This is a genomic window from Paenibacillus sp. NN59, from assembly GCF_057597225.1.
On record NZ_CP199678.1, the window covers coordinates 4,555,079 to 4,580,299 of the forward strand.

A 25,221-nucleotide genomic window follows, 5' to 3' on the forward strand; every position below is an offset into this window, starting at 1 on the left:
ATAGTGCGCTACGTCTAATATAGTTTATAATATCAGTATAACAGTGAATAACAGGAGATGAGAATAATATGAGTACACCTTGGTCTAAAATGGCACAAAACACCCCGTCCTCTGTCGTTCGCGACATGTTGCAGGCTGCTCAGGCACCTGGAATGATATCACTTGCTGGTGGATTGCCAGCACAGACTTCATTTCCACTGGAAGCTATACGCCTGGCGTATGAAAAAGTATTTATGAGCGGATCAGCCGCTCTTCAATATGCTGAAACGGAAGGTTACCGTCCTCTTCGTGTCAAAATCGCCGAGCGTCTGGAATCGAAAGGACTTGCGGCCTCACCTGATCATATGCTTTTGACTACTGGATCACAGCAATCAATTGATCTCATCTGCCGAATTCTTTTAGATCCCGGTGATCGCGTGCTCGTGGAATCACCCACTTATCTAGCTGCCTTGCAAGTCATTCAATCCTATCAAGGAGTATCTTATGGAGTCGCTTGTGATGATCACGGCATGTTGCCTGAATCACTCGAGGAACAGCTTCAGTTGCATCGTCCTAAACTCGTCTACATTAACCCAACGTTCTCCAATCCGACAGGAAAAGTCTGGTCACGGGAAAGAAGACAACAAGCCGTAGATTTGTGCCGTAAATATGGTGTACTTATTCTGGAAGATGACCCTTACGGCGAAATCCGCTTTAACCCGGAACAGCTGGACGTACCCGCTCTCGCTGCACTCGATGCCGCTTCCTATGAAGGACCATCTAACGTGATTTACACCAGCACCTTTTCCAAAACAGTAGCCCCAGGTCTTCGTACAGGCTGGATTCTGGCTGCTCCCGACATTGTCAAAATCGCTGCTCGGGCCAAACAAGGCGCAGATTTGCATTCGAGTAGCATTGATCAGCGGGCACTCCATGCCTTGCTTGAGACCTTTGATTTGGATGGCCACATTCGCCACATCTCTCAGGACTATGAAGAGCGCATGAAAAAGCTAACCACACTCATGGCTTCTAAATCCTGGAATGGCATTACATGGAACTCCCCACAAGGCGGAATGTTCCTATGGCTACAATTACCTGAAGGTATGCTCGCCAGCAATCTATTTACTTATGGCATTCAGGAAAAAGTGTGCATCGTGCCTGGAGATTCCTTCTATGCCGGCACGCCAGAGCTTAACCGGATGCGTATCAACTTTACTCATACTGACCCTGAACTTCTTCCTGAGGCCGTGGAGCGAATGGATCGCGCGATTCAGCGCTGGCATGCTTCCAATCAATCAGACCATGTCGTTACCATGTAACTGATCGGTAAAGCATGAAAACTGTAATCATCTGTAATTGATCACCATAACCGTTGACCGCTTATTCCATATATGGGATAGGCGGTTTTCTTAAAGACAAAAAAATAAGGCGGCAAATTCGTTAATCCGAATCTGCTGCCTTATTTTATATAACCTGTCCCGTCGTGAACAGGAACATTTCATTTTAAAAGTTGTTGTTGCAGTTAGGAAAGCTTACCGTAAGCCGGGTTCTGTGCTCTTCGTGGTTCAAACGGGAACTACCCTCCCACCAGAAGCGACAATCATCTATCTAGGCCATGCATTGCTACACAGCTCAAGCGACCAACCTAGACACACCTCGGGCTAAGGCTGTCTCCTCCAAAGAGGCGACCGTGTCCCATTAGGTCTTGCTCCAGATGGGGTTTACCAGGAACGAAGTCACCAGCGTTCCTCGGGGTCTCTTACACCTCGGTTCCATCCTTGCCTGTGCCGGGAAACCCGGCCATCGGCGGTCCATTTCTGTGGCACTATCCTTCAACTCGCGCTGACTGGACGTTATCCAGCATCCTGCCCTGTGGAGCCCGGACTTTCCTCTCGTGGCAACAAAGGCCACCAGCGATTGTCTGTCAAGCTTTCCGAACAACATTACATAGTATACAGGCATTTGCTGCCCCACACAAGCTAAATATTAATGGAAATCAGGCTACATGCTCTCTTTTACAAGAAACGAAATACTTCAGTATCCACCTCGGATGCAGTGACCTGTGTCTCGTATCGCTGATCCGCTAGTCGGCCACGAAGCCAATCTGCTGTTTTCGGTTTCATGATCTTCTCCGTGTTATGACCCGGATCAATAATGCACATCCCTGCCATTAACGCGTCATGTGCCGTGTGGTAATCAATATCTCCGGTTACAATGACATCCGCACCCTTGAAACGTGCAGTGAGCACATAACGGCTACCCGAGCCGCCTAGCACGGCCGCTTTCTTGATTCTTTTGTTCAAATCACCGACAACGCGCACATGAGGCACATTTAATTGGGCTTTCACGACCTCTACCAGCTCGCCAAGTGTTTTAGATTCCCGAAGAGGTCCAAGACGTCCTAGGCCAAGTGTACGCCCTTTTAAATCCATTTCATAAAGGTCATAGGCCACTTCTTCATAGGGATGCGCTTGTAACATCGCCTGAATGACCTTGCCCCGCAAACTTTGAGGTACAACCGTTTCAATCCGCATTTCTTCCACACGTTCCATCTGTCCCTGTGATCCGATAAAAGGCTGAGTCCCTTCACTAGGTACAAATGTGCCTGTTCCTTCGGTGCTAAAACTGCATTTATTATATTGACCGATACTACCTGCTCCAGCTCCCAAAATCGCCTGCAGTACCTGCTCATGATGCGTCCTAGGCACAAATACCGCCAGCTTGTACAACTGATCTGTGTGCACATCCTCGAGTGCTTCCTTGCTCTCAATGCCAAGCGCCTCAGCCATCCAGTCATTGATACCACCTTCAGCCACGTCGAGATTCGTGTGACTGATGTAAACCGCAATATCATGCTTGATCAGCTTTTCATACAATTTGCCCATAGGCGTATCCGTGCTGAGTGATTTTACGGGACGGAAAATAATCGCATGATGGGCAATAATCAGATTGGCCCCGATCCGAATCGCTTCATCCACAACCTCATTCGTGACATCCAGCGCTACAAGCACATGGGTAATGTCCTTTTGCAGACTTCCCAGCTGCAAGCCAATACGGTCGTCGGGTACTGCCAGATGTTTAGGAGCAAGTTGCTCCATAAATTGAATTACGGTTTGACCTTTGGCAAACATGCCAATACCTCCTTCAAACTCGTGATAAGTTGTTCCACCTCTGCTGCTTTGTCCCTGGAAGAATCCTGATCGGACTTGGAGATGGACTTCAACACGCTCTGTAATTTGAGTATCTCACTTTCCCATTTGGCAAAAAATACGTCTGTTGCACGGTCCACCAAGTACGGCCCCATACGCAATAGCAAATCTTCGGTTAACTCCACGTCACCCTGTAACGGGCGAGCACGATATACCTCTTCATTCGTGATTGGGCTGCTTGCTTGCGGCATTGCGGTAATAATTTCATAAATCTTGCCATCCTCTTCAATAAGCTGCTCGGCCACGACAACCCAATGATGCTGAAGTAGCCAGCGTCGCAAAATATCTTCGCCTACATTGGGTTGCAGAATCAGAAGCTGTACACCTTCAAGTTTGGAGATTCCCCGGTCTAGAATGGAAGCGATCAGTGCGCCGCCCATGCCAGCAATGGTAATTACATCGACTTCTCCAGCAGTAATGACATCGAGACCATCTCCACGACGTACCGTGATTTGCGATTGAAGTCCGGCATCACTGACCTGTTTAGAAGCCGCATCATAAGGACCCGGATTGACTTCCCCAGCTATTGCACTCACCGCTTTTCCACTACGGATTGCAGCGACGGGTAGTAAAGCATGGTCTGATCCAATATCCGCCAGCCGACTACCTTCAGGAATTTGGTCATGTATTTGTTGTAATCGATTCGAAAGTTTCATGGGGCACCTACACCATTCATTTAATTTATTGATTTGCATTGCGTAAAGAAAAGCGATAAAATAAAATCCAATCAAACATTTCAAGGATGAATTTCCAAAAGAAAGAAATCTAACCGTTCAAATTAAAACGAAAGGAGACCCCGCCGCCGCCAAAGCGTCTCGCAGAAAGTCTCCTACAGTTTAATTATTCGAGGAAATCCTTAAGTCGTTTGCTTCGACTCGGGTGACGCAATTTACGAAGAGCCTTGGCTTCAATCTGACGAATACGCTCACGAGTAACACCAAAAACTTTACCAACTTCTTCAAGTGTTCTCGTACGTCCATCGTCCAGACCAAAGCGCAGACGAAGAACATTTTCTTCACGCTCCGTCAATGTGTCCAGAACATCTTCAAGTTGCTCTTTCAAAAGCTCATAGGCAGCAGCATCTGCTGGAGCCAATGCTTCCTGATCCTCGATGAAATCACCCAGATGGGAATCGTCTTCTTCACCAATTGGTGTTTCCAAGGAAACCGGTTCTTGAGCAATTTTTGTAATCTCACGCACTTTTTCTACGCTTAGATCCATCTCCGCAGCGATTTCTTCAGGAGTCGGTTCGCGTCCAAGTTCTTGCAATAGTTGACGGGATACCCGAATCAGCTTATTAATGGTTTCTACCATGTGCACAGGGATACGGATCGTACGTGCTTGGTCAGCAATTGCACGTGTAATCGCCTGACGAATCCACCATGTCGCATACGTACTGAACTTGTAACCCTTTTTATGGTCAAACTTCTCTACCGCTTTAATCAGACCCATGTTACCTTCCTGAATCAGATCAAGGAACAGCATTCCGCGTCCTACATAACGTTTCGCAATACTTACAACGAGACGAAGGTTCGCTTCAGCCAGACGGCGCTTCGCTTCTTCATCCCCGTTTTCGATCCGTTTTGCGAGTTGCACCTCGTCATCAGCTGACAACAAAGGTACACGTCCGATCTCCTTCAGGTACATCCGTACAGGGTCATTAATTTTGATTCCAGGTGGCAAGCTCAGATCATCGTCAAAGTGGAACTCATCGTCGCCATCTCTGCCGCCATTTTCGGAATCCTCGCTAGGACGAAGGGTTACCTCTTCATCATTTTCGTTAACAACATCAATACCGAGGTCACTGAGTTGTTCGTAAAACTCATCCATTTGTTCTGCATCCTGCTCAAACGGAGAAAGTTTCTCAATAATTTCCTTATAGTTGAGTGAAGCTCTTTTCTTACCTGATTCAATCAATTGATCTTTAACCTGATCCAGTGTCAATTCTGTTTCTAGTTCAGTATGCTGATCATTCGCCATAACTCGACTCCCTCCTCCCTAGAAACATCCAAGTCATCCAGACGTTCACTGTCTCTCTAGGGCAATCATCTCAAGTGCAATTTGTGCCGCGCGTACAGAATCACCTGCCCGCTCTGCAGCAATCATTTCTTCCTTTTTTAAATCGTACTGTTTTTTGCGCGGATACTTCAACACTTCCCTGATGCAATCATCGAGCACTTGGACGCTCCATTCACCCGGGCCATCCATCATCGAGATTGAGCTGACCGTCTTTTCCAGACGATCATCATGCAACGAAGACATAAAACGACTTGTATCCGGCGGTTTGCCCTGTGCATAATAGGCATATAGATAAGCAGCAATTGCTGCATGATCATCCAAGTTAAAAGCTTCGCCAAGATGTTCATTTACATACTGAGCCGCTTCATCATCCTGTAACATCCAGGCAATCAGTTTGCGCTCAGCAGCATGGTATGCCGGCAACAGATTGGGTGTAGGCACCTGCCTATTTTGTTGCCTACCATTATTCCACCTTTTCGGGTTATTATCCCCATAATCCTCGTTATTTTTCATCGCTTCCCGTTCCTCGTTACATTCTTGCTTCAATGTTTCGAAAGATACATCGACTTCAGCAGCAAGTTCACGAAGATACACTTCACGCTCTGTTGGTGAGGACAAGGGAGCAATCAATTTCACTGCTTCTTTGGAATAAGCGATTTGTCCGCCGCCTTCTAGCAGTATATGGTTTTTCTTGAGGTTTATAAGCTTAAATTTTGTAGTTGTTACGGCGCCATCAACAATCTGGTTACGGAATCGTTCACCGCCGTGCTTGCGAATAAAATCATCTGGATCAAGTCCCTCAGGAATGAGTGCCACCTTAACCTGCAATCCAGCCTCCTCCAAAATGGGGAAGTTTTTCACTGCGGCAGCCTGTCCGGCTCGGTCGCCGTCATAACAGAGGATAACCTCATCACACATGCCCTTGATCATTAAAGCCTGATTCTCCGTAAGCGCCGTTCCCATGGCTGCGACACCATTCTGAACGTCCTGATCCCACGCGGAGATCACATCACCGTAGCCTTCAAACAAAATGACCTGTCTCTGTTTCCGTATTGCATTTTTAGCTTGGTGCAGATTGTAGAGAACACGGCCTTTGTTGAACAACCTGGTTTCTGGCGAGTTCAAATATTTCGGCTGTCCATCCCCCAAGATTCGCCCTGCAAATGCAATCGGCTTGCCACTTCTACCATGGATCGGAAACATGATTCGATCTCTGAACTTGTCCACATATCCGTGACCTTCACTTCGTTCTGACAGAAGTCCGCCTCGTTCCATCTCATCGAGTGGATAAGTGCGCTTCTCCAGAAATTGTACGAGCGTGTCCCAACGATTTGGCGCATAACCAATCTGGAACTGATCAATCAATTTGTCACCAATACCTCGCGAGCGTAAATATTCCATGGCCACTTTGCCATGCTCTGTATTTTTCAACAGAAAATGATACAGCTTCGAGGTAAGCTCATAAGCTTCCAGCAGACGTGCCGTCTCCGGATTTACATGAGCAGATTCACGACCCTGCCAGTCACCCATGGAGATATGACTTTCTTCTGCCATCGTTTTGACAGCCTCGGGAAAGGATAACCCTTCGATTTCCATCCTAAATTTGATGGCATTTCCGCCCGTGCCGCAACCGTAGCAATAGAAAATCTGTTTCTCAGGTGTAACGGTGAACGAAGGCGTCTTCTCGGAATGAAAAGGGCAGAGGCCTTTCATATATTTCCCCTGCTTGGTCAGATGCACAAATCGGCTTACCGTATCGACGATATCATGCTGTTGCAATACCGATTCAATAATACTTTCGGGTATTCCGCCTTGTCCGGTACTCATCTCGGCCACCTTCATCTCTTCTAACACGTAAATATAATTCGATAAACTTACACATTCTCCTGCAAATCTTTCAAAAGTTTTGTCAGTTTATGTTGAAAAATTTCTCGATCCTGCTCTGTAAAGGGTTTTGGGCCTTTCCCATAATGCCCTCTGCGCCTAGCTTTGGCCGCAGTATGGCGGGAATCGAGCATAAAATCAATATCTCGATCGTTAAATTCTCGGCCTCTAAAAGATAAAACATAACAACGTTTGCCAAGAGCCAGCGCCGCGAGTCCATAATCCTGCGTAATAACCACATCATATGGCTTAATATGATTCGCGATGTACAGATCTGCGCTCTGATCACTACGATCCACTTGCACGGTTCGTACACCTTCCCCCCCTTGCAACAAATGATCAAAGGAAGAAACAAGTAATACAGGAACCTGAAAGAGACGTGCAGTGTTAGCGATCTCCGTCTTGACCGGGCAAGCATCTCCATCAACTACGATGTGACGTATATTCAATTCACTCAAACCTATACCACCCGGTTTCATAAAATATCTGCATATTGTAATATACGACCTCAGTCATTGAAAATCCTTCTGAGTCTAATGGAGAAAAAACAGAGGCTAAAAATACGGAGCGGTTGTCCAAATCATTGAGCAACCCGTTCCGTATATTTATACCCTCATATTTCGTTCTTTAATACTGTATTTATGTTTTGCTGAATTGTACAAAGATAATCATTGAACTGCAGTACTTATCCAACCAGTTTGGAGAAATCAGCAAAGCCTTTCAAATCTTGATCTATGGCAGCAAGAAGAGCCAGTCGATTCGCACGTACCGCTTCATCTTCGGCCATGACCATAACAGAGTCAAAGAACACCGTGATGGCTTCCTTCCATGCTGAAGCGATAGCCAAAGCTTCTGAAGCGTTATGTTTGGACAATGCATCGCGATAGGTTTCGTTCGTTTGATTCCAGGCATCAAATAGCTGACGCTCTCCATCTTCTACAAACAGTTCAGGATGTACCGAAGCGTTCGATGCTTTGCTAGCCAAGTTTCCTACACGGTTGAACGATTCCAGTGTTGTTTTGAATTCTTCCGCTTCCAGTACGGCTTTCATCAACGCTTCACCTTTAGGAACGATTGCACTAATATCATCGAATCCGGAAGCAATCACTGCATCAACAACGTCATAACGAACCGTTTCCGACAGCAATTTTTTCACACGCAATGCGAAGAAGTCCTGTAAATCTTTACGCACCTCTGCATCTGCACGTTTCAACAGATTCATCTGAGCGTGAACTTCAAGTGCTGCGCCGAAGACATCAGACAAGGTCAGCGGAAGTTGATGATCCAGCAAAATTTGTACAATACCTGCTGCCTGGCGTCGAAGTGCGTACGGATCCTGAGAACCTGTAGGAATAATATTAATAGAAAAACATCCTACAATTGTATCCATTTTATCTGCCGCACTAACAATCGCACCCACAAGAGATGCAGGAGATTGATCACCAGCAAAACGAGGTTGATAATGCTCGAATACAGCCTTAGCAACTTCTTCTTTTTCACCAGCTTTATGAGCGTAATCCTCACCCATCACACCTTGCAACTCAGGGAATTCGCCAACCATCAGCGTAACCAGATCGAACTTGCAGATATCTGCGGACCGGCTAACCGATTCAGCCACATCACCAGATACTTGCAATTTCGTAGCCAGGCTGTCAGCAATTTTGCGAATGCGGCGAACCTTATCTCCCACTGTGCCAAGTTCTTCTTGGAATACGATGCTTTCAAGTTTGGACAATGCGTCCTTAATCTCCAGCTTCTGGTCTTCCTCGTAAAAGAATTTTGCATCTGACAGACGGGCACGCAGCACCTTCTCGTTTCCTTTGGCGATAACATCAAGGGAATCAGCGCCCCCGTTACGAACCGTAACAAAGTAAGGCAACAGCTGACCTTCCTGATTGAACACAGGGAAGTAACGTTGGTGCTCACGCATTGAAGTAATCAAAACTTCCTGCGGAATGTTCAAGAACGAGGAATCAAATGTACCAAACAGTACGGTTGGTGTTTCGACAAGGAATAGTACCTCTTCAAGCAAATCTTCTTTGATTGCAATATTCCAGTTTTTCTCGGCAGCCAGCGCCTCAATCTGGGATACAATCATCTGCTCACGTTCAGAAATATCTGCAATGACATGCTGAGCACGAAGCACATCTACGTACACCGAAGGCTCAGATACCACAGCTTCATTGCCCAGGAAACGATGCCCACGCGTTACGTTACCCGCTTTTACACCCGTTACTTCAAGATCAATCACTTCCGTGCCAAACAATGCAACAATCCAGCGAATAGGACGAACAAATTTGAAATCGTAGGACGCCCAGCGCATAAATTTCGGGAAAGTCATTGCGTGTAATACGGATAACAAACCTTCGCCAATAACGGATGCTGTCTCTACACCTTTGCTACTTTTCGTTGCATAAATGTATTCAACACCGTTCAGTTCTTTGAAGGTAAATTGATCAGGCTCAACACCTTGACTGCGTGCAAATCCGAGTGCTGCTTTGCTCCAGTTACCGCTGTCATCCAGCGCTATTTTGCGGGAAGGCCCTTTTACCTCTTCTTCCACATCTTCCTGTTTGTCGGCTACGTTCTGAATCAGAATGGCTAGACGGCGTGGTGTCGCGTAAGCCTGCACTTCACCATAGGCAATACGGGATGAATCAAGCCATTTCACAATGCGTTCCTGAAGTTGTGCGATAGCTGCGCGCATAAAACGAGCAGGCACTTCTTCCAGGCCAATCTCAAACAACAGATCCTTAGACATTCTCGGCTCCCCCTTTCTTGATCAGCGGGAAGCCCAGCTTCTCACGCTCTTCCACATATGTTGCTGCCACTTGACGAGCAAGGTTGCGGACACGGGTAATGTAACCTGTGCGTTCTGTAACACTGATCGCCCCGCGCGCATCGAGCAAGTTGAACGTATGGGAACACTTCAACACATAGTCATATGCCGGGAATACCAAGTGCTGTGCCATCGCTTTGTTCGCTTCTTCTTCATACATATTAAAAAGGGTAAATAGCATTTTTACGTCAGAGATTTCAAATGTATACTTGGAATGCTCATATTCAGGTTGACGGAATACGTCGCCATAGGCAATACCTTCGACCCATTCAAGATCAAATACATTTTCTTTTTCCTGTATGTAAGAAGCAAGACGCTCCATACCATACGTGATCTCCACTGCTACTGGATTCGTTTCGATTCCACCGACCTGCTGGAAATACGTAAATTGCGTAATCTCCATCCCGTCAAGCCACACTTCCCAACCAAGACCTGCACAACCAAGCGAAGGGTTCTCCCAGTTGTCTTCAACAAACCGGATATCATGCTTGAGCGGATCAATTCCCAGACGATTCAAACTTTCCAAGTAGATTTCCTGGATATTATCCGGAGAAGGCTTGATAATGACCTGGAACTGGTGATGCTGATACAACCGGTTAGGGTTCTCGCCATAACGTCCATCGGATGGACGGCGGGAAGGCTCAACATAAGCCACTTTCCAAGGCTCTGGTCCAAGTGAACGTAAAAAGGTCATCGGGTTCATCGTGCCTGCCCCTTTTTCCGTATCATATGGCTGAACGATAATACAGTTATGCTCGGCCCAGAATTGTTGCAGCGTCAAGATCATCTGCTGAAAATTCATAATCATGCTCCTTTTCGGGTAGTTTGTTAGCAAGCATAGGAGGTGTGCAGGCAATAATAAATAGCCCTCGCCCACTACGCCTGATGTACAGACGTAGGGACGAGAGCTATTCCCGCGGTTCCACCCTACTTGGCCTGAGTCAAACAAATCCTTGTCTGATCCGGCCCACTTTTCCGTGTCCATTCATGCTCCCGAGTGCCCTGTTCACAAACCGATTCAATCAGGCTCTCACCGTCCCTGACTCGCTTATCATTGATGCACAAGCAAATTATCTCACGCTCATACGTGTATCAATCATATTCTAAATCGAGTTTCCTACTTTCTCGTTCAATGCATGTCTCCAAAAAGAGAATTTATATTTCATAATATATAAATTTAAAGATGAAGTCAATAACTATTTTCATGTGTGACCACAGTTCAAATCCCGTACTTTTCCATTTGATCCAGGAAAGAACGGGACTTGAGATGCAAACCTAGCTGGTGATCCATGAAGGCACGCATTATTTTTTTAATTTCATTACGGGTAGAGTCACTTACCGATATATTTCCCAACCGCTGTAGATCCAGCTGTACAAACAACCGAAGCAACTTTAAGGTCTTTGGACTAACGGACATCGCTGGCGGATCAAAATGTTTACATGCCCTGCATAAGACACCGCCAAGTCTGGGGCTGATAAATAACTGCTCATCCGGCCGCTCTTGGTTGCACGAGATACACTCATCCAGCTGTGGTCCGTAACCAGCTGCCTGTAATATTTTCATCTCATACAGACTTATAATGACCAACGGATCTTTATCTTCTTTCAAAGCCTGTAAACAGGCTTTTAGTTGCTTGAACCAAAACGCTCCCGTTTCTTCATCCTGAAGCACTCGATCGAGCAGTTCACATCCATAAGAAGCATAAGCAGCCTTCACCAAATCTTCTCTGAGCTCATGATTGGATTCGATAATTTCTCCAGCATTCAGTGTACCGAGACCAGTATTGCGAAAATAAACGTATTGACCATAAGTAAAGGGCTGCACTAGTGCAGCATGCCGACTTTTGGGCTTTTTGGCACCCCGAACGAGTACACCTGCTTTTCCACCGCTTTCAGTGCAAAGCGTTACAATCTTATTTCCCTCACCATAGTCCATGCTGCGGATGACAATGCCTTCCACTCTGTATAACATGCCTCGTCACCTAACCATTCCTGAATCAGCTCTTTATTCTTTCGCTTCTTCATCTTCACTCACTTCCCTTGCAGTATCTGACTCCTGTCCTGACGAGTTACACGTCTCGGTATATAACAAATAGGATTCTACATCCCCTGTCATTGAAAATACCTTCCATGAAAAATCCCGCATCGGAAATTCATCCTCTCTTCGGAAATGACGTCTGGTTATACCCGATAGGATGGAGTCCTGCAAGGAAAACTATGTGTTGCAATTAATGGATAAACATTTTGCCCCGAGATCACATTTCGTAGTAACAACTACTCTCGGCCGAAACCAAGGTCACGCAAAACGCGGTCTTGATTTCTCCAGTCTTTTTTCACTTTAACCCACAGATCCATAAAAATTCTGGAGCCCAGCAGATTTTGGATATCTTGACGAGCACGCTTACCTACTTCTTTAAGCAACGCCCCTTGCTTGCCGATAATGATCCCTTTTTGGGAATCACGTTCTACAAAGATAACTGCGGATATATAAACGACACCATTATCCTGAACTTTCATATCTTCTATCGTCACGGCAATGGAGTGAGGCACTTCTTCACGTGTCATTTGCAAAATTTTCTCACGAATAAGCTCTGCACAGACAAACTGCTCAGGATGATCCGTCACTTGGTCTTCAGGGTAGTACTGAGGCCCTTCCGGCAAATACTTACCGATTTGCTCCAGTAGCGTGCTCACATTGCTACCAAGCATAGCTGAGACAGGCACAATTTCTGCAAAATCATGCAGTTTGCGATATTCCTCAATCAGTGGCAGCAACGCCTCCGGTGCAATTTTGTCAATTTTATTCATGACCAAAATGACAGGTGTCCGCACATTTCTCAGTTGTTCCGCAATGTATCGATCTCCGCCCCCCATACCTTCAGATGCATCAATCAGGAATAAGGCAGCTTCAACCTCACCAAGTGTGTTCAAAGCTGTTTCATTCATGTAATCCCCGAGCTTGGATTGACGTTTGTGAATACCCGGCGTGTCCAGGAATACGATTTGTTGTTCTTCGGATGTGTAAACCCCATGAATTTTGTTACGCGTGGTTTGCGGCTTGTCAGACATAATTGCAATTTTCTGGCCAATCACCTGATTCATTAAAGTAGACTTACCCACGTTAGGACGTCCAATAATTGCAACGAATCCGGATTTAAATGCTTGTTTTTTCATATGTTCCTCCTCAGGCGCCTAGGCCTGGAATTTTATTTTTTGGCAGAGTTCAGATCTGAGGGACCAAACGCCCATGGTAGCAATTCAGCAACTGTTGTTTCTAACAAGTCACCTTTTAAATTACCCAAAATGACTTTCATATCCGGCTCACACAATTCATACATCACTTGACGACATACGCCACATGGAGCAATTGGTCCTTCGGTATCTCCAACGATAGCCATCGCTTTGAAACTGCGCGGCTTGTGCCCTCCGGCAATAGCACTGAACATCGCGGTGCGCTCAGCACAATTACCCGGTGTATATGCCGCATTTTCAATGTTGCAACCATGATGCACATGTCCGTCGCTATCCAGCAAAGCTGCGCCTACCCCAAAATGGGAATATGGCGTGTACGCCTTTGTACGTGCCTTTATTGCTTCCTGCATTAACAAACCATTATCCATTTATTTTTTCTCTCCCTTAGGGTGTGTATAAAGGTGTGCTCTTTGAGTTAAGTTGATTCGAACCTTTGGGGATTACACTGGGGCACTCCGATGACAGAATAACCTTCCGATCGCTGTTATCCTCGGATTTCTTCAATCACTTTTTCCAAAGTGAAAATCCGATGATAAAGGCGAGCGCTTCGCTTCTCCTGGTTTTTTCTGTCCTCTCCGTTCTCGTGTAATCTCTGGGAAACCAACTTAAAAGCAGAGGCACACTTTATTGGTGGTGTGCAATTAAAACATTCAAACCTTAAGATTACACTGGGGCACTCCGATGACAGAATAACCTTCCGATCGCTGTTATCCTCGGATTTCTTCGATCACTTTTTCCAAAGTGAAAATCCGAGGATAAAGGCGAACGCTCCGCTTCTTCAGGTTTTTTCTGTCCTCTCCGTTATCGTGTAATCTCTGGGAAACCAACTAAAAACAGAGGCACACTTTTATTGGTGGTGTGCAATTAGAACATTGGAACCTTTGATTACACTAAGTCACTCCGATGACAGAATGACCTTTTGATGGTTGTTATCCCAACAAAACTCTCAACCAAGCAAGCGCTGGTTTGAGAAAAACAATACATCCTATGATCACAGCGAACACCGCAGCCAGTAAAACTGCTCCAGCCGCGGTGTCTTTTGCCGCTTTTGCGAGCGGATGAATATCAGGCTGGGCCAAATCAACCGCGGCTTCTACGGCTGTGTTCATCAATTCAGTCACCAGCACCATAAATACAGCTGTCAACACAAACATCCAGTCCGTTCTGGAGATGTGGAAAAAAAATCCGGCTGCGCACATCAAAATAGCTACTCCTGTGTGAACTCTAACATTCCGCTGCGTACGCAAGCCGTAAGCAATTCCTTCCAGAGCGTTGAGAAATACAAGACCCCAGGAGCGCCTCTTCATTATCGTGTCAACCCGGCTTGAGCAAGAACAGCTTCCTGTTTCCCCATCATCTCTGCCTCACTTGCTTCATCTTGATGGTCATAACCAAGCAGGTGCAAGAAGCCATGAACAAACAGGAATCCAAGCTCACGCTCAAAAGAGTGTCCATACTCCTCACTCTGCAATATCGTCCGCGGAACAGAAATGATGATGTCTCCAAGGACATCTGGCATTTCTTCCATTTCCTCGTCCTCATCAAGCTCGTAAATAATGTCGAGCTCTTCATCCACCGATTCGTTCATCGCAAAAGACAATACGTCTGTAGGACGGTCGATACCACGATAATCACGGTTCAGTTCGTGAATCTGCTCATCATCAACAAACGTGAGCGCAACTTCTCCTTCCGTGATTCCTTCAGCTTCACCTGCGAGAGTCAACAATTGCTCCAGCATCGCGATCATCGGTTCTGTAATTTCTTTATCCTGTTGTTCATTATTCCATGCTAGGTTAAGACTCATTCTTTCATAACTCCTGTCTGCTCGTAATATTGATTAACCGGCTTCAGGTGCCGTCGGTTTAGGTTTCTTGATCTCTTCCGGATACTCGATTCTGGAGTGGAAAATGCCCATGACCGTTTCCTTTAATGTTTTGGCCACGATATCCAGCTCACGCATCGTAAGGTCACAATCGTTAAACTGATGATCATCCAGGCGACTTTTGATAATTTTTTCAATCATAGACTCTACCTGCTCCACCGTAGGCTTGCGTAACGAACGAACGGCCGCTTCAACACTGTCGGCAATCCCTACAATAGCAGACTCCTTCGATTGTGCCTTCGGTCCCGGATAACGAAAATCTTCTTCCGTGAAATCCGGTTCAATCCCCGCTTCTTCCGCCTGACGTAGCGCCTTGTGGTAGAAGTAATGGAGGAATGTAGTACCGTGATGTTGTTCGGCAATATCCCGTATCGGCTTCGGTAGCTTATAGTCCTTCTGCATCTCAACGCCATCCCGCGCATGCGCTACGATAATGGACTTACTTAGTTTGGGATCAATCGAATCATGCGGATTCTCCATGTTGTTTTGGTTCTCAATAAAATAGATAGGCCGCTTGGTCTTCCCGATATCATGATAATACGACCCTACGCGACAGAGCAATCCATTTGCACCTATAGCCTCGGCAGCCGCTTCGGATAGATTGCCAACCATAACGCTATGGTGATACGTACCCGGTGTCTCTGTAAGCAGCTTGCGAAGTAATGGATGATTCGGATTCGAAAGCTCAACCAGTTTAAGTGCGGATAGAATGCCAAACGACGTTTCAAAAAACGGCATCAGCCCGATAACCAGAATAGCTGTCAGTACCCCGCCTGCAAATGCGTATCCGATGCCGTACAGCGTTGTTGTTCTGTTCCAGTCCCCTGTGTCAATTAAAGCCAATGTAAAGACAGCCAGAGATCCGAACAGACAGACCATGATAGCCCCTTTTAAGATGGTTGACCGCTGGCTCGCTCGGTGCGTTGCAAAAATCGCCACAAACGAAACGACAACTGCAAAGAAGCCAAGTTCAAAGTCAAAAAGCTGACCCTGGTGTGTATTCAAAATAATGCTGGACAGCATACCGATAAGAATCGAGCACACAAATGCAAGGGATGTATCCAGTAATAGCGCGATCAGCATCGCTCCGACAGCCACCGGTGCTAGAAACCCAATAAATGGTCGTTCATTGGTCTGAATTAAGGCTGTCACATGCATGACAACAATTGAAATAATAAAGATGAGAACAAGCATAAGCAGTTGGGCATTATTATATTTGAAATGTGTTCCACTGCCTTGCTGAATAAACATTAAAATCGCTGCCGACAGCATACAGGAGAACAAAAGCAATCCCAGCTGCGGCCAGTAGTTGACTTCGTTTTTCAGCAAATCATTTTCATTAAGCAGCGCATACATTTCCGGGGTAATCATCTCCCCTTTAGATACAAGCGCGTCCCCTTGCTTGATAAACACCGTCGGTGTATTCTCACGAGCTTGGACCTTCGCTTCCTTGGTACCCTCTTCATCATAAAAACGGTTAGCCGTTACCACCAGCCGCGTAAGTTCTTGTACCACTTCACGCTGCGTACGTTTGCTAAGCGAGCTTGCGCTGACCATCTCCGCCACTTTCGCCCGTGCAGTTGTAGCCTCACTAACCTGATCTGTCATCAATCTCGCCACAATGTCTCGTGCAACAGGTTTCATTTCCTGAATATCATCTGAAGTCAGACGTGAGATTTTGATATACGTTTCTTCAGGAATACGGTAACTTTGTTCCTGTACGACGTTTCGGATCTCTTCCAGTAAAGTGTCGGAGTATGTACCTGTTTTCCGATTGTTATTAATATAGTTAGACACAAAGTCTTTCTGACGTTGCGGGATCTCATCCCGATAGATATCAATCTTATCCTGGCTTGAGATCTGGTCGTCCTGATTCAAACGGTCAATGCGATCCAGTAGCGTTGTCATCAGGTTTTCGTTACGCATCTGCACGATCTGATATATTGGCTGCACACGTTCGGCCGCTTCTTCCTGTGCTTTCAGTGTAGCCTTGTTATTCGGAATCTGCATTGGCGCAACAATGTCTACCTCACTGCGAGTGCCTTCCTGAATGTCGTAGCGCTCAGGTAACAGTTTGGAAGAAAGACTCACGTAAAAGAGGATCACTAAAAACAAAAAGAGAAGATAGCGCGCCCACACGCTATACTTCCATCCTGTCGCTCTATTTTGAAAAGATTTGCCTTTTGACATTTCTTTCGAGGTCACTTTAGACAATCCCTTTCTATGCTTGATTTTCTGCGGCGTGGTTGTAAGCCACAATGATTTTCTGGACGAGGGAGTGACGCACGACATCCTGTTCGGCGAAATGCACGAATCCAATTTCCTGAACTTCACCCAGGATCGTACTCGCTTCCACAAGTCCTGATTTTTTGCCACGCGGTAAATCAATCTGTGTCACATCTCCGGTGATGACCATCTTGGAACCAAACCCAAGACGGGTTAAAAACATTTTCATCTGTTCAGGCGTTGTGTTCTGTGCCTCATCCAGAATGATAAAGGAATCATCGAGCGTACGCCCACGCATATAGGCCAAGGGAGCGATTTCAATTAATCCGCGTTCTAGAGCCTTAGCCGTCTGTTCTTGTCCCATAACGTCGTATAGAGCGTCATACAGAGGTCTTAGGTACGGATCTACTTTCTCCTGCAGATCCCCTGGCAGGAAACCCAGACTTTCGCCCGCTTCGACCGCAGGCCGTGTAAGCACAATGCGTTTGGCACTACCCTCTTTGAGAGCGGCTACAGCCAGCACAACAGCCAGATACGTTTTACCGGTTCCGGCAGGACCAATCCCGAATACAATATCCCGTTTTTTAATCGTGGTTACGTAATGTTTCTGTCCAATCGTTTTTACACGAATTGGTTTACCACGGTATGTCGTCGTAATTTCACCTTTAAACAGATCCAGCAGCTGATCCGCACGCAAATCTTTAGCAAGCTCTATCGCATATTGGACATCTCTTTCAGTCAACACATACCCATTGCGAATCAATTGCAGTAATACATCAAATAGTTGTTCAAGTGATTCCACCTGTTGCACAGTACCAAAGATATTAATCTCTGCTTCGCGTGAAGCGATCTGGGCTGGAATCTCGGATTCAATCAGTTTCAGAAAAATATCTTGGGGTCCAAACAGAGATTGCCCCTCTCCCGCACTTTGGAGCGAGATTTGTATACTGCGTGTTTGCTCTGACAAATATCCTCATTCTCCTTGACTATGGACTAACGGAAGTTCTTCCGCGATGCTTTCTTCCACTTCAAATAATACTTTCATATAAACTTTACCATTCTCTTTCTTCTCATGCAAAATTTTTTCACTTAAAATTTTTGTGCCTTTACCGTTTTTGGCTAAAATATCATTTCTTGCCCCTTCCAATCCCTTCGTTTTAGCCCAATCCACACCTTGCTCTTCCTGATGGAAATTCGTTTCCATATCCTTTTCCGTCATCCATCCCATCGGCAAGGTAAATGAACGCCAGGTCAGAGGTTTGTGATACGTATCCGTGTCATATGAACTAAAAGGAGTTTTTCCGTACCCCCATAATTGAATTGCCCAATCTCCCAGCACCACGTAAAACCGCTCTTTGCTTTCTCCGGTCATCGTCTGATGTTTCTGAATCAAGGGAACCTGTATATCATATTCCCGCCAGACCATACCCCGGACTTCGCCTTTGGCAACAATCGTTTTTGTATTTTCCTCATCACCCAGAATGCCTGAGATCAGCACTTGTCCTTTCTTTACACGCGCGTTCTTCTGTACTACGGGACGTCCCTGTTCAGCATAGATCTGAGTGACCACCGCATCTGATTTACTGATGAGATGTCTTGGATTCAGTAGAGGCTCGCGCTTAGGCTGTGCTGACTCAACGACCTGAATCGTAACCCTTGTCCCCTCTTTCGTTACGCCAATCCAGGTCACATCGGGCAATGCCAGCGCCAGCTGTCTGGAGAGCTTGTCCTGACTTTTCATTCGAAACCCCCATTGAAAGGGGTAGATGCCTTCTTTTTTAGCCGCGGCCAGCACTTCGTCTGTCGGAATCGTTACATTCCCTTTCACTTCTACATTCCAGATCATAGACGATAGCGCAAATAATGCCGCTACAAAGAACAGCATGCCCCCTACAAAAAACTTTCTGCGAAACAGACGAGCCAGAAAAAAAGGAAAACCGCTACGGTGCATAATTTTCACTCTGCAGCCTGTCCCTTTTACAATAGGACGCAGTCTGAAAAAATGCGGAAGCAAAATGCTCATCTCCGCCTGGCGTCCATCCTGTGCACGTAGATCCCATACACTCAGTCTCTGCTCCGTTATCGTATTAATCAATGTCTCGATATCTCCGCCTGTAACTTTGATCCGCACGGCTCCACGCAATTTATACAGACTAGGCTGCTTCATCCGTTCCCCTCCACTCCATTCATATGAATATCCAGAATCGTACCTTCTATAGCTACTTCATCTGGCAAAATGTTACGTATGACCAAAGCGTTACCTCTAATCTCCAATTGACCTTGTGAAAGAGCCAGTACGATGCGATCCGGCGTGAAATGGATGACACCGCGATGATTTTCTATATACAGTTGCTTACTGCCGATCAGGGTTAACCGTGGCATATCATAAAGCACATCCTGCGGCAGATCCAGCACCTCACTGGTCCATCTGCGCAGCTTGCGGCTGATCCGGGTCATTCGAAGGTCTTCCCCCTTCCTCTACAGTTCAACTTATGCGCAAATTCAGGAAATTATGAAGAATTGGTGAGAGGTTACGTACATATTTTGCTGAAAATAAAGGCATACGAAAAAAGCCTTTTCTGGAGGCTTTATGCTCCCAGAAAAGGCTTCGTTTCTTCTTCCATATTTGCATGAGTTAGCACCGTCTACAGCTTACCTCTTGTACCGAAAGGCTGCTTCGAACGGGGAGGACCGAGTACCTCTGCCCATAACACCCCTGTCTTGATATCTTCCGGTCGGATACGGGATGTACCTGTATTTATATTATCTGTATCTTCCAGACTTGAACTTGATACAACTGGAGCACTTGCTGACGAAATTCGATTCAATCTTTTCTGTACCGCACGTTGTTGCTCTTCCATCAATCTCATCTGCTCATCTACCGAGCTCCGCATATTTTCCAAAGCGTGCTCACCCATGTCACCAGACGCTTGACGAGATGACGTAGTAGGCTCTGTTCGCGACGGATCATATCTTTCGTCATACCTTTGGTCGTCATAACGTTCCTCGTCATAGCGCTGATCATACTGCTCTTCATAACGACGGTCATCCGATGCAGATGACTGCTGTGGAGTAGCATCTCCTGAACGACGATTGACGTCATCACCACCGCCAAATGTCGGCATTCCGTTACCGGGACGCTTCTGATTGGGGTTTGCTGACTTCCCAAGCTTTCCAAGGACTGAAAAGAGGGCAAAAGCAATAACTGCTACAACATATAGATTGTTAAAGATCCATTCGAATAGGCTCATATGCATTCACCGCCTATCTTCCGTTTTTGGAATCACCTTGATCGCTGGAATTCGAACTTTCAGCTGGTTTTCCCAACGTGTTGCGCATTTGAGTATCCGCTTCAATATTTTTAAGATTCATGTAATCCATGACACCAATTTTACCGTTGCGGAGCGCTTCAGCCATCGCAAGTGGTACTTGGGATTCAGATTCAACAACACGTGCTCTCATCTCAACAACGCGCGCTTTCATCTCTTGCTCTTGCGCTACGGCCATCGCACGACGCTCTTCCGCTTTTGCTTGTGCAATCCGTTTATCTGCTTCAGCTTGCTCTGTTTGCAAGAAGGCACCAATGTTTTTACCTACGTCTACGTCCGCGATGTCAATAGACAAGATTTCAAACGCAGTTCCAGAATCCAGTCCTTTGGATAAAACAGTCCGTGAAATAAGATCCGGATTCTCGAGAACCTCTTTATGAGAGTTTGATGAACCGTTTGTACTTACGATACCTTCACCTACACGTGCAATAATGGTTTCTTCCCCAGCACCACCGACAAGGCGATCAATGTTTGCTCGCACTGTAATTCTCGCTCTTACGTTGACTTCAATACCGTCTTTTGCGACAGCAGATACAACCGGAGTTTCAATAACACGCGGGTTAACACTCATTTGAACAGCTTGTAATACGTCACGCCCCGCAAGGTCAATGGCTGCAGCACGTTCGAATTCGAGTGGAATGTTAGCACGTTGCGCAGCAATAAGCGCATTAACAACACGGTCAACATTACCCCCAGCGAGGAAGTGACTCTCCAACTGATTCATTGTTAATTGAAGGCCCGCTTTCGTTGCTTTGATCAACGGGTTAACGATCCGGCTTGGTGTTACACGTCTCAATCTCATCGCTACCAGTGTAATAATACCTACACGTACGCCGGATGCAATAGCCGAGATCCAGAGCATAACCGGGAAAAAGCTGAAAAATACGCTCAGTACGATAATAGCCAGCACCGCGATGAGCAAAATCGTGATCATGGGATCCATAGATTAAATTCCTCCGTTTGCAATATGTTTTTTGTAAAAGAGAGCATCAGAACTGACGCTGATTAATCCGCTGCTGAAACATCACTTCACCACGTTGCTCGCAGCTTGGCAACATGGTTATGTAGGCCGCCGAAGAGGTGTCATCACTCCGGCAACCACGGGATTACACCGGTAGAGCCTGTTGAACAACGATCCGGGTTCCTTCTGCTTTGATCACAATAATTGGCGTATCTACAGGAATAAATCCACCATCTGTGACCACATCAATTCGCTCACCATCAAACATCGCTGTTCCTGATGGGCGAAGTGGTGTAAGGCTGATTCCCTGCATTCCGATCAATTCCTTACGCTCCGTAGCAGAGGAATACCCTTGATCGGCAGATAAACGGTCACTTAGTATAAACCGGTTCCATATGCCTCTGTCTTTGAACACAACAGCGATAATCGCTACAACGACAAGTGCGGCTCCAAAGGCAATTCCAAGAGAGATAAACGCATCACTTGTGTCGTACGCCGCCCGAACTACACCGGCCACGAGCGCGATTGAACCCAGAATACCGAGAATCCCCATGCTGGGAATAAACATCTCCAGAATCATCATAATCAGCCCGACCGTAAATAATACCCATGTTTCCGCTCCGGCAAACCCCGCAATATAATTGCCAGAGAAATAAAGCACAAAACATACAATCCCTACAATTCCCGGAACGCCAAATCCAGGCACAATCAATTCAATGATGACACCAGCAATACCAAGGAATAGAAGTATGGTCATCACGATTGGATTGGTCAAAAAGGTGGAAATATTCTCTGCAGCAGAGCGTTCCAATTTGAACACATCTCCTTGACTATATCCAAGCCATGCTGCTGCTTCCTCAGGCGTGTTGCTGATATGGTCTGCATAACCCACTTTCAGCGCTTCCTCAGCAGAGAGAGCAATAATTTCACCTTTTTGTTTGGTTTTATTGATCTCCGGCATCTCTACAACCATATTGACGTCAGTCATGCCAGCTGCGATCTCGCCATCACGGCCACTCTTCTCTGCCGCTCCTTGCATTTTGCTCTTCCAGAATGCAACCAGCTTGGGATCGTCAACATGTTTGCCTGTGCTGTCTACCATGGCCGCAGCACCAATCATGCTACCTGGTGACATTACGATCTTATCCGCATTCAGCGCAAGAAAACTTCCTGCGGACGCAGCATCACCCCGGACAAATGCCAACGTTTCAATAGGAGCATCTTTAATCATTGTACCTAGCGCTTCTGCTGTATCCACACGGCCTCCCGGCGTGTTGATATCAAGAACAATCAAGCCTGCATTCATTTCTTCTGCTTCCTTGAATCCGCGCTCCATGAATTTGCCTAATCCCTGCTCGATTGGTTTATCCACCGGAATTACGTATACGGCGCCGCTTTTCTCAGCTGCATGCGCTGACGGCATTCCAATCCAGACAGGAAGTAAAAGCGTCAGCAGCATCAAGAGCATCATTGACCCCGTAAGCTTCTTCCGGCGCTTTCCCCTCACATCAGTCCCCCCTTTTCCAATAATGTTATACTGTCCAGCTTATGGTATTTATTACGTACAATGCAACATTACGTTTCAAAAACTTAAAATTATATTTGAATACTCCAGCAAATGCAAGAAATATATATCCAAAATCATGTTTTATAACCAATATTTATAATTTTTATGCACATTCGATGAGAGCATGAAAAAACACCCCCTGACAAGTCAGGAGGTGTTTATTGAATTTGCTTTATTGCAGAAATTGTTGAACTGCTTGATTAACCAGTTTGCCGTCCGCTTTGCCTTTAACTTTCGGCATAAGGGCCGCCATCACTTTCCCCATCTCGGCTTTCGAAGAAGCACCGGTTTCCTGGATGGTCTGCTGTACAATAACTTTAATTTCTTCTTCGGTAAGCTGTGCAGGAAGATACTGGATAAGTATTTCAATTTCCGCTTCGGCATTTGCCGCGAGTTCTTCGCGACCTGCTTTGCCAAATTCTTGGAGGGCATCTTTGCGCTGTTTGATTTCACGACTCAGGATATCAAGCACTTCGTTGTCATCCAAATCTCTTTTCAAATCTATTTCAAGATTCTTGATCGTCGAACGAATCAACCGAATGGTGGAGAGTCTGAACTTGTCCTTACTCTTCATCGCTTGCTTCATATCTTCGTTCAATCGTTCGCTAAGATTCATGTAGTTAAAATCCTCCTAAAACTTTCTCTTACGAGCAGCCTCGGACTTTTTCTTGCGCTTTACGCTTGGCTTCTCATAATGCTTACGTTTCTTCACCTCAGCCAAGACGCCATCTTTAGCGATGGAACGTTTAAAACGGCGAAGTGCAGCATCAATAGTCTCGTTTTTGCGAACTTTAGTTTCAGACACCAGTTTTCCCTCCCTCCGACCAGACCGTCCAAGAGCAATAACACGGTTCATCATCTTTCATTATAGGCGAAAGGCAATAAAAGTGTCAACCTTAACGTGATCCCTTAATATTAGCTGAGCTACAGCAATTTATCAAGTGCAAAAACCAATATTGCAACCTGAGTGCATCATATCGCGATCTTATTGGTGTGAATCAGACAAACTTGTGAGCGCCCCAAGTCTGGTTCCGCCCAGCAAATGGTAGTGCAAATGGTGCACTGTCTGCTCGCCATCTTGGCCGCAATTGTTAATCAGGCGGTATCCCGATTGCTGTATGCCGAGCCGATTGGCAGCCTCCTGTGCAGCCATATGGATTTCTCCGATCAAGGGCAGATCCTCTGCGGTTACATCATTCATGGAAGCGATATGTTTCTTCGGAACAATCAACACATGGGTCGGTGCCGCAGGATGAATATCGTGAAATACGACTACATGATCGTTTTCCAGTACTTTGTTGGAGGGAATGGTGCCCTCTACAATTTTGCAAAATAAGCAATCCATCGTACAATCCCTCCTTCCTATGAGTTCGAATTATGTATACTCCTATATCATACTAAAAGTAAAATCGTACGTCCAATGCCTGGCAGATAACTTCTTTCCTCTCTGTAATCATCTGTAAAAGAAAAAGCCACACCTGAAGGCAGGGGTATCCCATTGCCGAGGTATGACCGTGATTGTATTATGATTTCTTTGATACGGATTAAAAAGGAATTTAAACCATTTTAATAGTACGGCAGTAAGGTTAACGCCGTCAGGGCAAATAAAGGCAGAACCAGCCTGTTGAAGCGTCTGCGGCCATATCCATAATAAGGGTAAGGAGCAGGGTACCCGTATCCAGGATAAAATCCACGAGCAGTTGTCGCCGGATACTGAACCATCGGCATCATATTTGGAGCTCCGTTTGCATGGCCTGCCATGACTTCATTGCCAACCGGAACAGCCAAATAAATCATCTCATCATCCACGTTCTCTACAATACCATCATAATGTGAACCATCATTCATCTGAATACATACATAACGATGGATATGATCCTTACACAGTTTCTTTGCCGTACTTTTATCCATGCCTAATCGCCTCCCAGTTCAGCTCTTCTTCACCCTTCATCCTATTCAACTCTGGGCGGATTGACACTGTGTTAAAGACGATTTGAAAAAGAGCGAAAAAAAGAAGCCCCTCGTGAGCGGCCTTCCGAAGAAGTCCGGCTGCGCGGACATCTATTCAGGAGTC

Annotated in this window: 25 protein-coding genes and 1 other RNA gene; 1 reads left to right on the top strand and 25 read right to left on the bottom strand. The window is 46.0% G+C overall.

The features are described 5' to 3' along the window. The first annotated feature begins 68 nt into the window (after positions 1-68). The gene (locus tag ACT89M_RS20000; RefSeq protein ID WP_154888055.1) at positions 69-1,298 is read left to right on the top strand and encodes an aminotransferase-like domain-containing protein; all 1,230 of its coding nucleotides are present in this window, start codon (positions 69-71) and stop codon (positions 1,296-1,298) included. 204 nt (positions 1,299-1,502) lie between these two features. Here the strand turns inward: ACT89M_RS20000 and rnpB are convergent. The 25 genes from rnpB to ACT89M_RS20125 form a co-directional block, all read right to left on the bottom strand. Continuing rightward, an RNA gene (rnpB, locus tag ACT89M_RS20005) (RNase P RNA component class A) lies at positions 1,503-1,912 on the bottom strand. Between the two features lie 82 nt (positions 1,913-1,994). Next, a complete protein-coding gene (locus tag ACT89M_RS20010; protein ID WP_308722819.1) occupies positions 1,995-3,110 on the bottom strand; it encodes a Nif3-like dinuclear metal center hexameric protein in 1,116 nt (371 codons plus the stop codon). Then, positions 3,086-3,844 (bottom strand): tRNA (adenine(22)-N(1))-methyltransferase, encoded by a 759-nt coding sequence (locus tag ACT89M_RS20015; protein WP_154957780.1) that lies wholly within the window; start codon positions 3,842-3,844, stop codon positions 3,086-3,088. Before ACT89M_RS20015 ends, ACT89M_RS20010 begins: the two co-directional genes overlap by 25 nt. Before the next feature lie 184 nt (positions 3,845-4,028). Next, on the bottom strand, positions 4,029-5,168 hold the full coding sequence (gene rpoD / locus ACT89M_RS20020) for an RNA polymerase sigma factor RpoD (protein WP_090914720.1): 1,140 nt from the start codon (positions 5,166-5,168) through the stop codon (positions 4,029-4,031). Between the two features lie 45 nt (positions 5,169-5,213). Continuing rightward, positions 5,214-7,034 (bottom strand): DNA primase, encoded by a 1,821-nt coding sequence (dnaG, locus tag ACT89M_RS20025; protein ID WP_308722820.1) that lies wholly within the window; start codon positions 7,032-7,034, stop codon positions 5,214-5,216. Positions 7,035-7,081: 47 nt separating this feature from the next. Beyond that, positions 7,082-7,549 (bottom strand): YaiI/YqxD family protein, encoded by a 468-nt coding sequence (locus ACT89M_RS20030; RefSeq protein ID WP_373323246.1) that lies wholly within the window; start codon positions 7,547-7,549, stop codon positions 7,082-7,084. Between the two features lie 227 nt (positions 7,550-7,776). After that, positions 7,777-9,852, bottom strand: coding sequence for a glycine--tRNA ligase subunit beta (gene glyS / locus ACT89M_RS20035; protein ID WP_308722821.1), 2,076 nt, complete (start codon positions 9,850-9,852; stop codon positions 7,777-7,779). Beyond that, a complete protein-coding gene (glyQ, locus tag ACT89M_RS20040; protein ID WP_090914724.1) occupies positions 9,845-10,732 on the bottom strand; it encodes a glycine--tRNA ligase subunit alpha in 888 nt (295 codons plus the stop codon). Before glyQ ends, glyS begins: the two co-directional genes overlap by 8 nt. Before the next feature lie 417 nt (positions 10,733-11,149). Further along, on the bottom strand, positions 11,150-11,902 hold the full coding sequence (gene recO / locus ACT89M_RS20045; protein WP_154957782.1) for a DNA repair protein RecO: 753 nt from the start codon (positions 11,900-11,902) through the stop codon (positions 11,150-11,152). Positions 11,903-11,935: 33 nt separating this feature from the next. Continuing rightward, positions 11,936-12,076: a YqzL family protein gene (locus ACT89M_RS20050; protein WP_090914728.1), complete on the bottom strand. Its 141-nt coding sequence runs from the start codon at positions 12,074-12,076 to the stop codon at positions 11,936-11,938. A 128-nt stretch (positions 12,077-12,204) separates the two neighbouring features. Further along, entirely contained in the window at positions 12,205-13,104 is a 900-nt protein-coding gene (gene era, locus ACT89M_RS20055) for a GTPase Era (protein WP_308722822.1), read from the bottom strand. Positions 13,105-13,136: 32 nt separating this feature from the next. Then, positions 13,137-13,550: a cytidine deaminase gene (locus ACT89M_RS20060; protein ID WP_253492568.1), complete on the bottom strand. Its 414-nt coding sequence runs from the start codon at positions 13,548-13,550 to the stop codon at positions 13,137-13,139. 561 nt (positions 13,551-14,111) lie between these two features. Further along, on the bottom strand, positions 14,112-14,489 hold the full coding sequence (locus tag ACT89M_RS20065; RefSeq protein ID WP_308722823.1) for a diacylglycerol kinase family protein: 378 nt from the start codon (positions 14,487-14,489) through the stop codon (positions 14,112-14,114). Then, positions 14,489-14,986, bottom strand: coding sequence for an rRNA maturation RNase YbeY (ybeY, locus tag ACT89M_RS20070; RefSeq protein ID WP_154957785.1), 498 nt, complete (start codon positions 14,984-14,986; stop codon positions 14,489-14,491). The genes ACT89M_RS20065 and ybeY overlap by 1 nt, the downstream gene beginning before the upstream one ends. Before the next feature lie 33 nt (positions 14,987-15,019). Next, on the bottom strand, positions 15,020-17,269 hold the full coding sequence (locus ACT89M_RS20075) for an HD family phosphohydrolase (protein ID WP_308722824.1): 2,250 nt from the start codon (positions 17,267-17,269) through the stop codon (positions 15,020-15,022). 16 nt (positions 17,270-17,285) lie between these two features. Next, positions 17,286-18,257, bottom strand: a complete 972-nt coding sequence (locus ACT89M_RS20080) for a PhoH family protein (RefSeq protein ID WP_090914740.1) — start codon at positions 18,255-18,257, stop codon at positions 17,286-17,288. A 6-nt stretch (positions 18,258-18,263) separates the two neighbouring features. Continuing rightward, positions 18,264-19,457: a sporulation protein YqfD gene (yqfD, locus tag ACT89M_RS20085; RefSeq protein WP_154888038.1), complete on the bottom strand. Its 1,194-nt coding sequence runs from the start codon at positions 19,455-19,457 to the stop codon at positions 18,264-18,266. Next, positions 19,454-19,747 (bottom strand): sporulation protein YqfC, encoded by a 294-nt coding sequence (gene yqfC / locus ACT89M_RS20090; protein ID WP_154888036.1) that lies wholly within the window; start codon positions 19,745-19,747, stop codon positions 19,454-19,456. The genes yqfD and yqfC overlap by 4 nt, the downstream gene beginning before the upstream one ends. Before the next feature lie 188 nt (positions 19,748-19,935). Next, the gene (locus ACT89M_RS20095) at positions 19,936-20,547 is read right to left on the bottom strand and encodes a hypothetical protein (RefSeq protein ID WP_487344785.1); all 612 of its coding nucleotides are present in this window, start codon (positions 20,545-20,547) and stop codon (positions 19,936-19,938) included. 7 nt (positions 20,548-20,554) lie between these two features. Next, positions 20,555-21,562: a flotillin-like protein FloA gene (floA, locus tag ACT89M_RS20100; protein WP_253492557.1), complete on the bottom strand. Its 1,008-nt coding sequence runs from the start codon at positions 21,560-21,562 to the stop codon at positions 20,555-20,557. A 163-nt stretch (positions 21,563-21,725) separates the two neighbouring features. Next, positions 21,726-23,051, bottom strand: a complete 1,326-nt coding sequence (locus ACT89M_RS20105) for an NfeD family protein (protein WP_253499971.1) — start codon at positions 23,049-23,051, stop codon at positions 21,726-21,728. 268 nt (positions 23,052-23,319) lie between these two features. Next, entirely contained in the window at positions 23,320-23,763 is a 444-nt protein-coding gene (locus ACT89M_RS20110) for a GatB/YqeY domain-containing protein (protein ID WP_090914751.1), read from the bottom strand. Between the two features lie 15 nt (positions 23,764-23,778). Then, positions 23,779-23,952: a 30S ribosomal protein S21 gene (gene rpsU, locus ACT89M_RS20115; protein ID WP_005547957.1), complete on the bottom strand. Its 174-nt coding sequence runs from the start codon at positions 23,950-23,952 to the stop codon at positions 23,779-23,781. A gap of 180 nt (positions 23,953-24,132) precedes the next feature. Further along, the gene (locus ACT89M_RS20120) at positions 24,133-24,492 is read right to left on the bottom strand and encodes a histidine triad nucleotide-binding protein (protein ID WP_308722826.1); all 360 of its coding nucleotides are present in this window, start codon (positions 24,490-24,492) and stop codon (positions 24,133-24,135) included. A 221-nt stretch (positions 24,493-24,713) separates the two neighbouring features. Beyond that, positions 24,714-25,058: a hypothetical protein gene (locus ACT89M_RS20125; protein WP_221788929.1), complete on the bottom strand. Its 345-nt coding sequence runs from the start codon at positions 25,056-25,058 to the stop codon at positions 24,714-24,716. Positions 25,059-25,221: the final 163 nt, after the last annotated feature.

Bases quoted from the DNA above. Each gene is read 5' to 3' on its own strand.
- dnaG (WP_308722820.1), bottom strand. From the start codon at position 7,034: ATGAGTACCGGACAAGGCGGAATACCCGAAAGTATTATTGAATCGGTA.
- rpoD (WP_090914720.1), bottom strand. From the start codon at position 5,168: ATGGCGAATGATCAGCATACTGAACTAGAAACAGAATTGACACTGGAT.
- ACT89M_RS20065 (WP_308722823.1), bottom strand. From the start codon at position 14,489: ATGAAGAGGCGCTCCTGGGGTCTTGTATTTCTCAACGCTCTGGAAGGA.
- ACT89M_RS20010 (WP_308722819.1), bottom strand. From the start codon at position 3,110: ATGTTTGCCAAAGGTCAAACCGTAATTCAATTTATGGAGCAACTTGCT.
- yqfC (WP_154888036.1), bottom strand. From the start codon at position 19,747: ATGACCCGGATCAGCCGCAAGCTGCGCAGATGGACCAGTGAGGTGCTG.
- ybeY (WP_154957785.1), bottom strand. From the start codon at position 14,986: ATGAGTCTTAACCTAGCATGGAATAATGAACAACAGGATAAAGAAATT.
- ACT89M_RS20000 (WP_154888055.1), top strand. From the start codon at position 69: ATGAGTACACCTTGGTCTAAAATGGCACAAAACACCCCGTCCTCTGTC.
- ACT89M_RS20050 (WP_090914728.1), bottom strand. From the start codon at position 12,076: ATGCGGGATTTTTCATGGAAGGTATTTTCAATGACAGGGGATGTAGAA.
- ACT89M_RS20110 (WP_090914751.1), bottom strand. From the start codon at position 23,763: ATGAATCTTAGCGAACGATTGAACGAAGATATGAAGCAAGCGATGAAG.
- floA (WP_253492557.1), bottom strand. From the start codon at position 21,562: ATGGATCCCATGATCACGATTTTGCTCATCGCGGTGCTGGCTATTATC.
- ACT89M_RS20060 (WP_253492568.1), bottom strand. From the start codon at position 13,550: ATGGATAATGGTTTGTTAATGCAGGAAGCAATAAAGGCACGTACAAAG.
- glyS (WP_308722821.1), bottom strand. From the start codon at position 9,852: ATGTCTAAGGATCTGTTGTTTGAGATTGGCCTGGAAGAAGTGCCTGCT.
- recO (WP_154957782.1), bottom strand. From the start codon at position 11,902: ATGTTATACAGAGTGGAAGGCATTGTCATCCGCAGCATGGACTATGGT.
- ACT89M_RS20105 (WP_253499971.1), bottom strand. From the start codon at position 23,051: ATGATGCTCTTGATGCTGCTGACGCTTTTACTTCCTGTCTGGATTGGA.
- ACT89M_RS20095 (WP_487344785.1), bottom strand. From the start codon at position 20,547: ATGCATATGAGCCTATTCGAATGGATCTTTAACAATCTATATGTTGTA.
- ACT89M_RS20120 (WP_308722826.1), bottom strand. From the start codon at position 24,492: ATGGATTGCTTATTTTGCAAAATTGTAGAGGGCACCATTCCCTCCAAC.
- yqfD (WP_154888038.1), bottom strand. From the start codon at position 19,457: ATGAAGCAGCCTAGTCTGTATAAATTGCGTGGAGCCGTGCGGATCAAA.
- ACT89M_RS20125 (WP_221788929.1), bottom strand. From the start codon at position 25,058: ATGGATAAAAGTACGGCAAAGAAACTGTGTAAGGATCATATCCATCGT.
- ACT89M_RS20015 (WP_154957780.1), bottom strand. From the start codon at position 3,844: ATGAAACTTTCGAATCGATTACAACAAATACATGACCAAATTCCTGAA.
- glyQ (WP_090914724.1), bottom strand. From the start codon at position 10,732: ATGAATTTTCAGCAGATGATCTTGACGCTGCAACAATTCTGGGCCGAG.
- era (WP_308722822.1), bottom strand. From the start codon at position 13,104: ATGAAAAAACAAGCATTTAAATCCGGATTCGTTGCAATTATTGGACGT.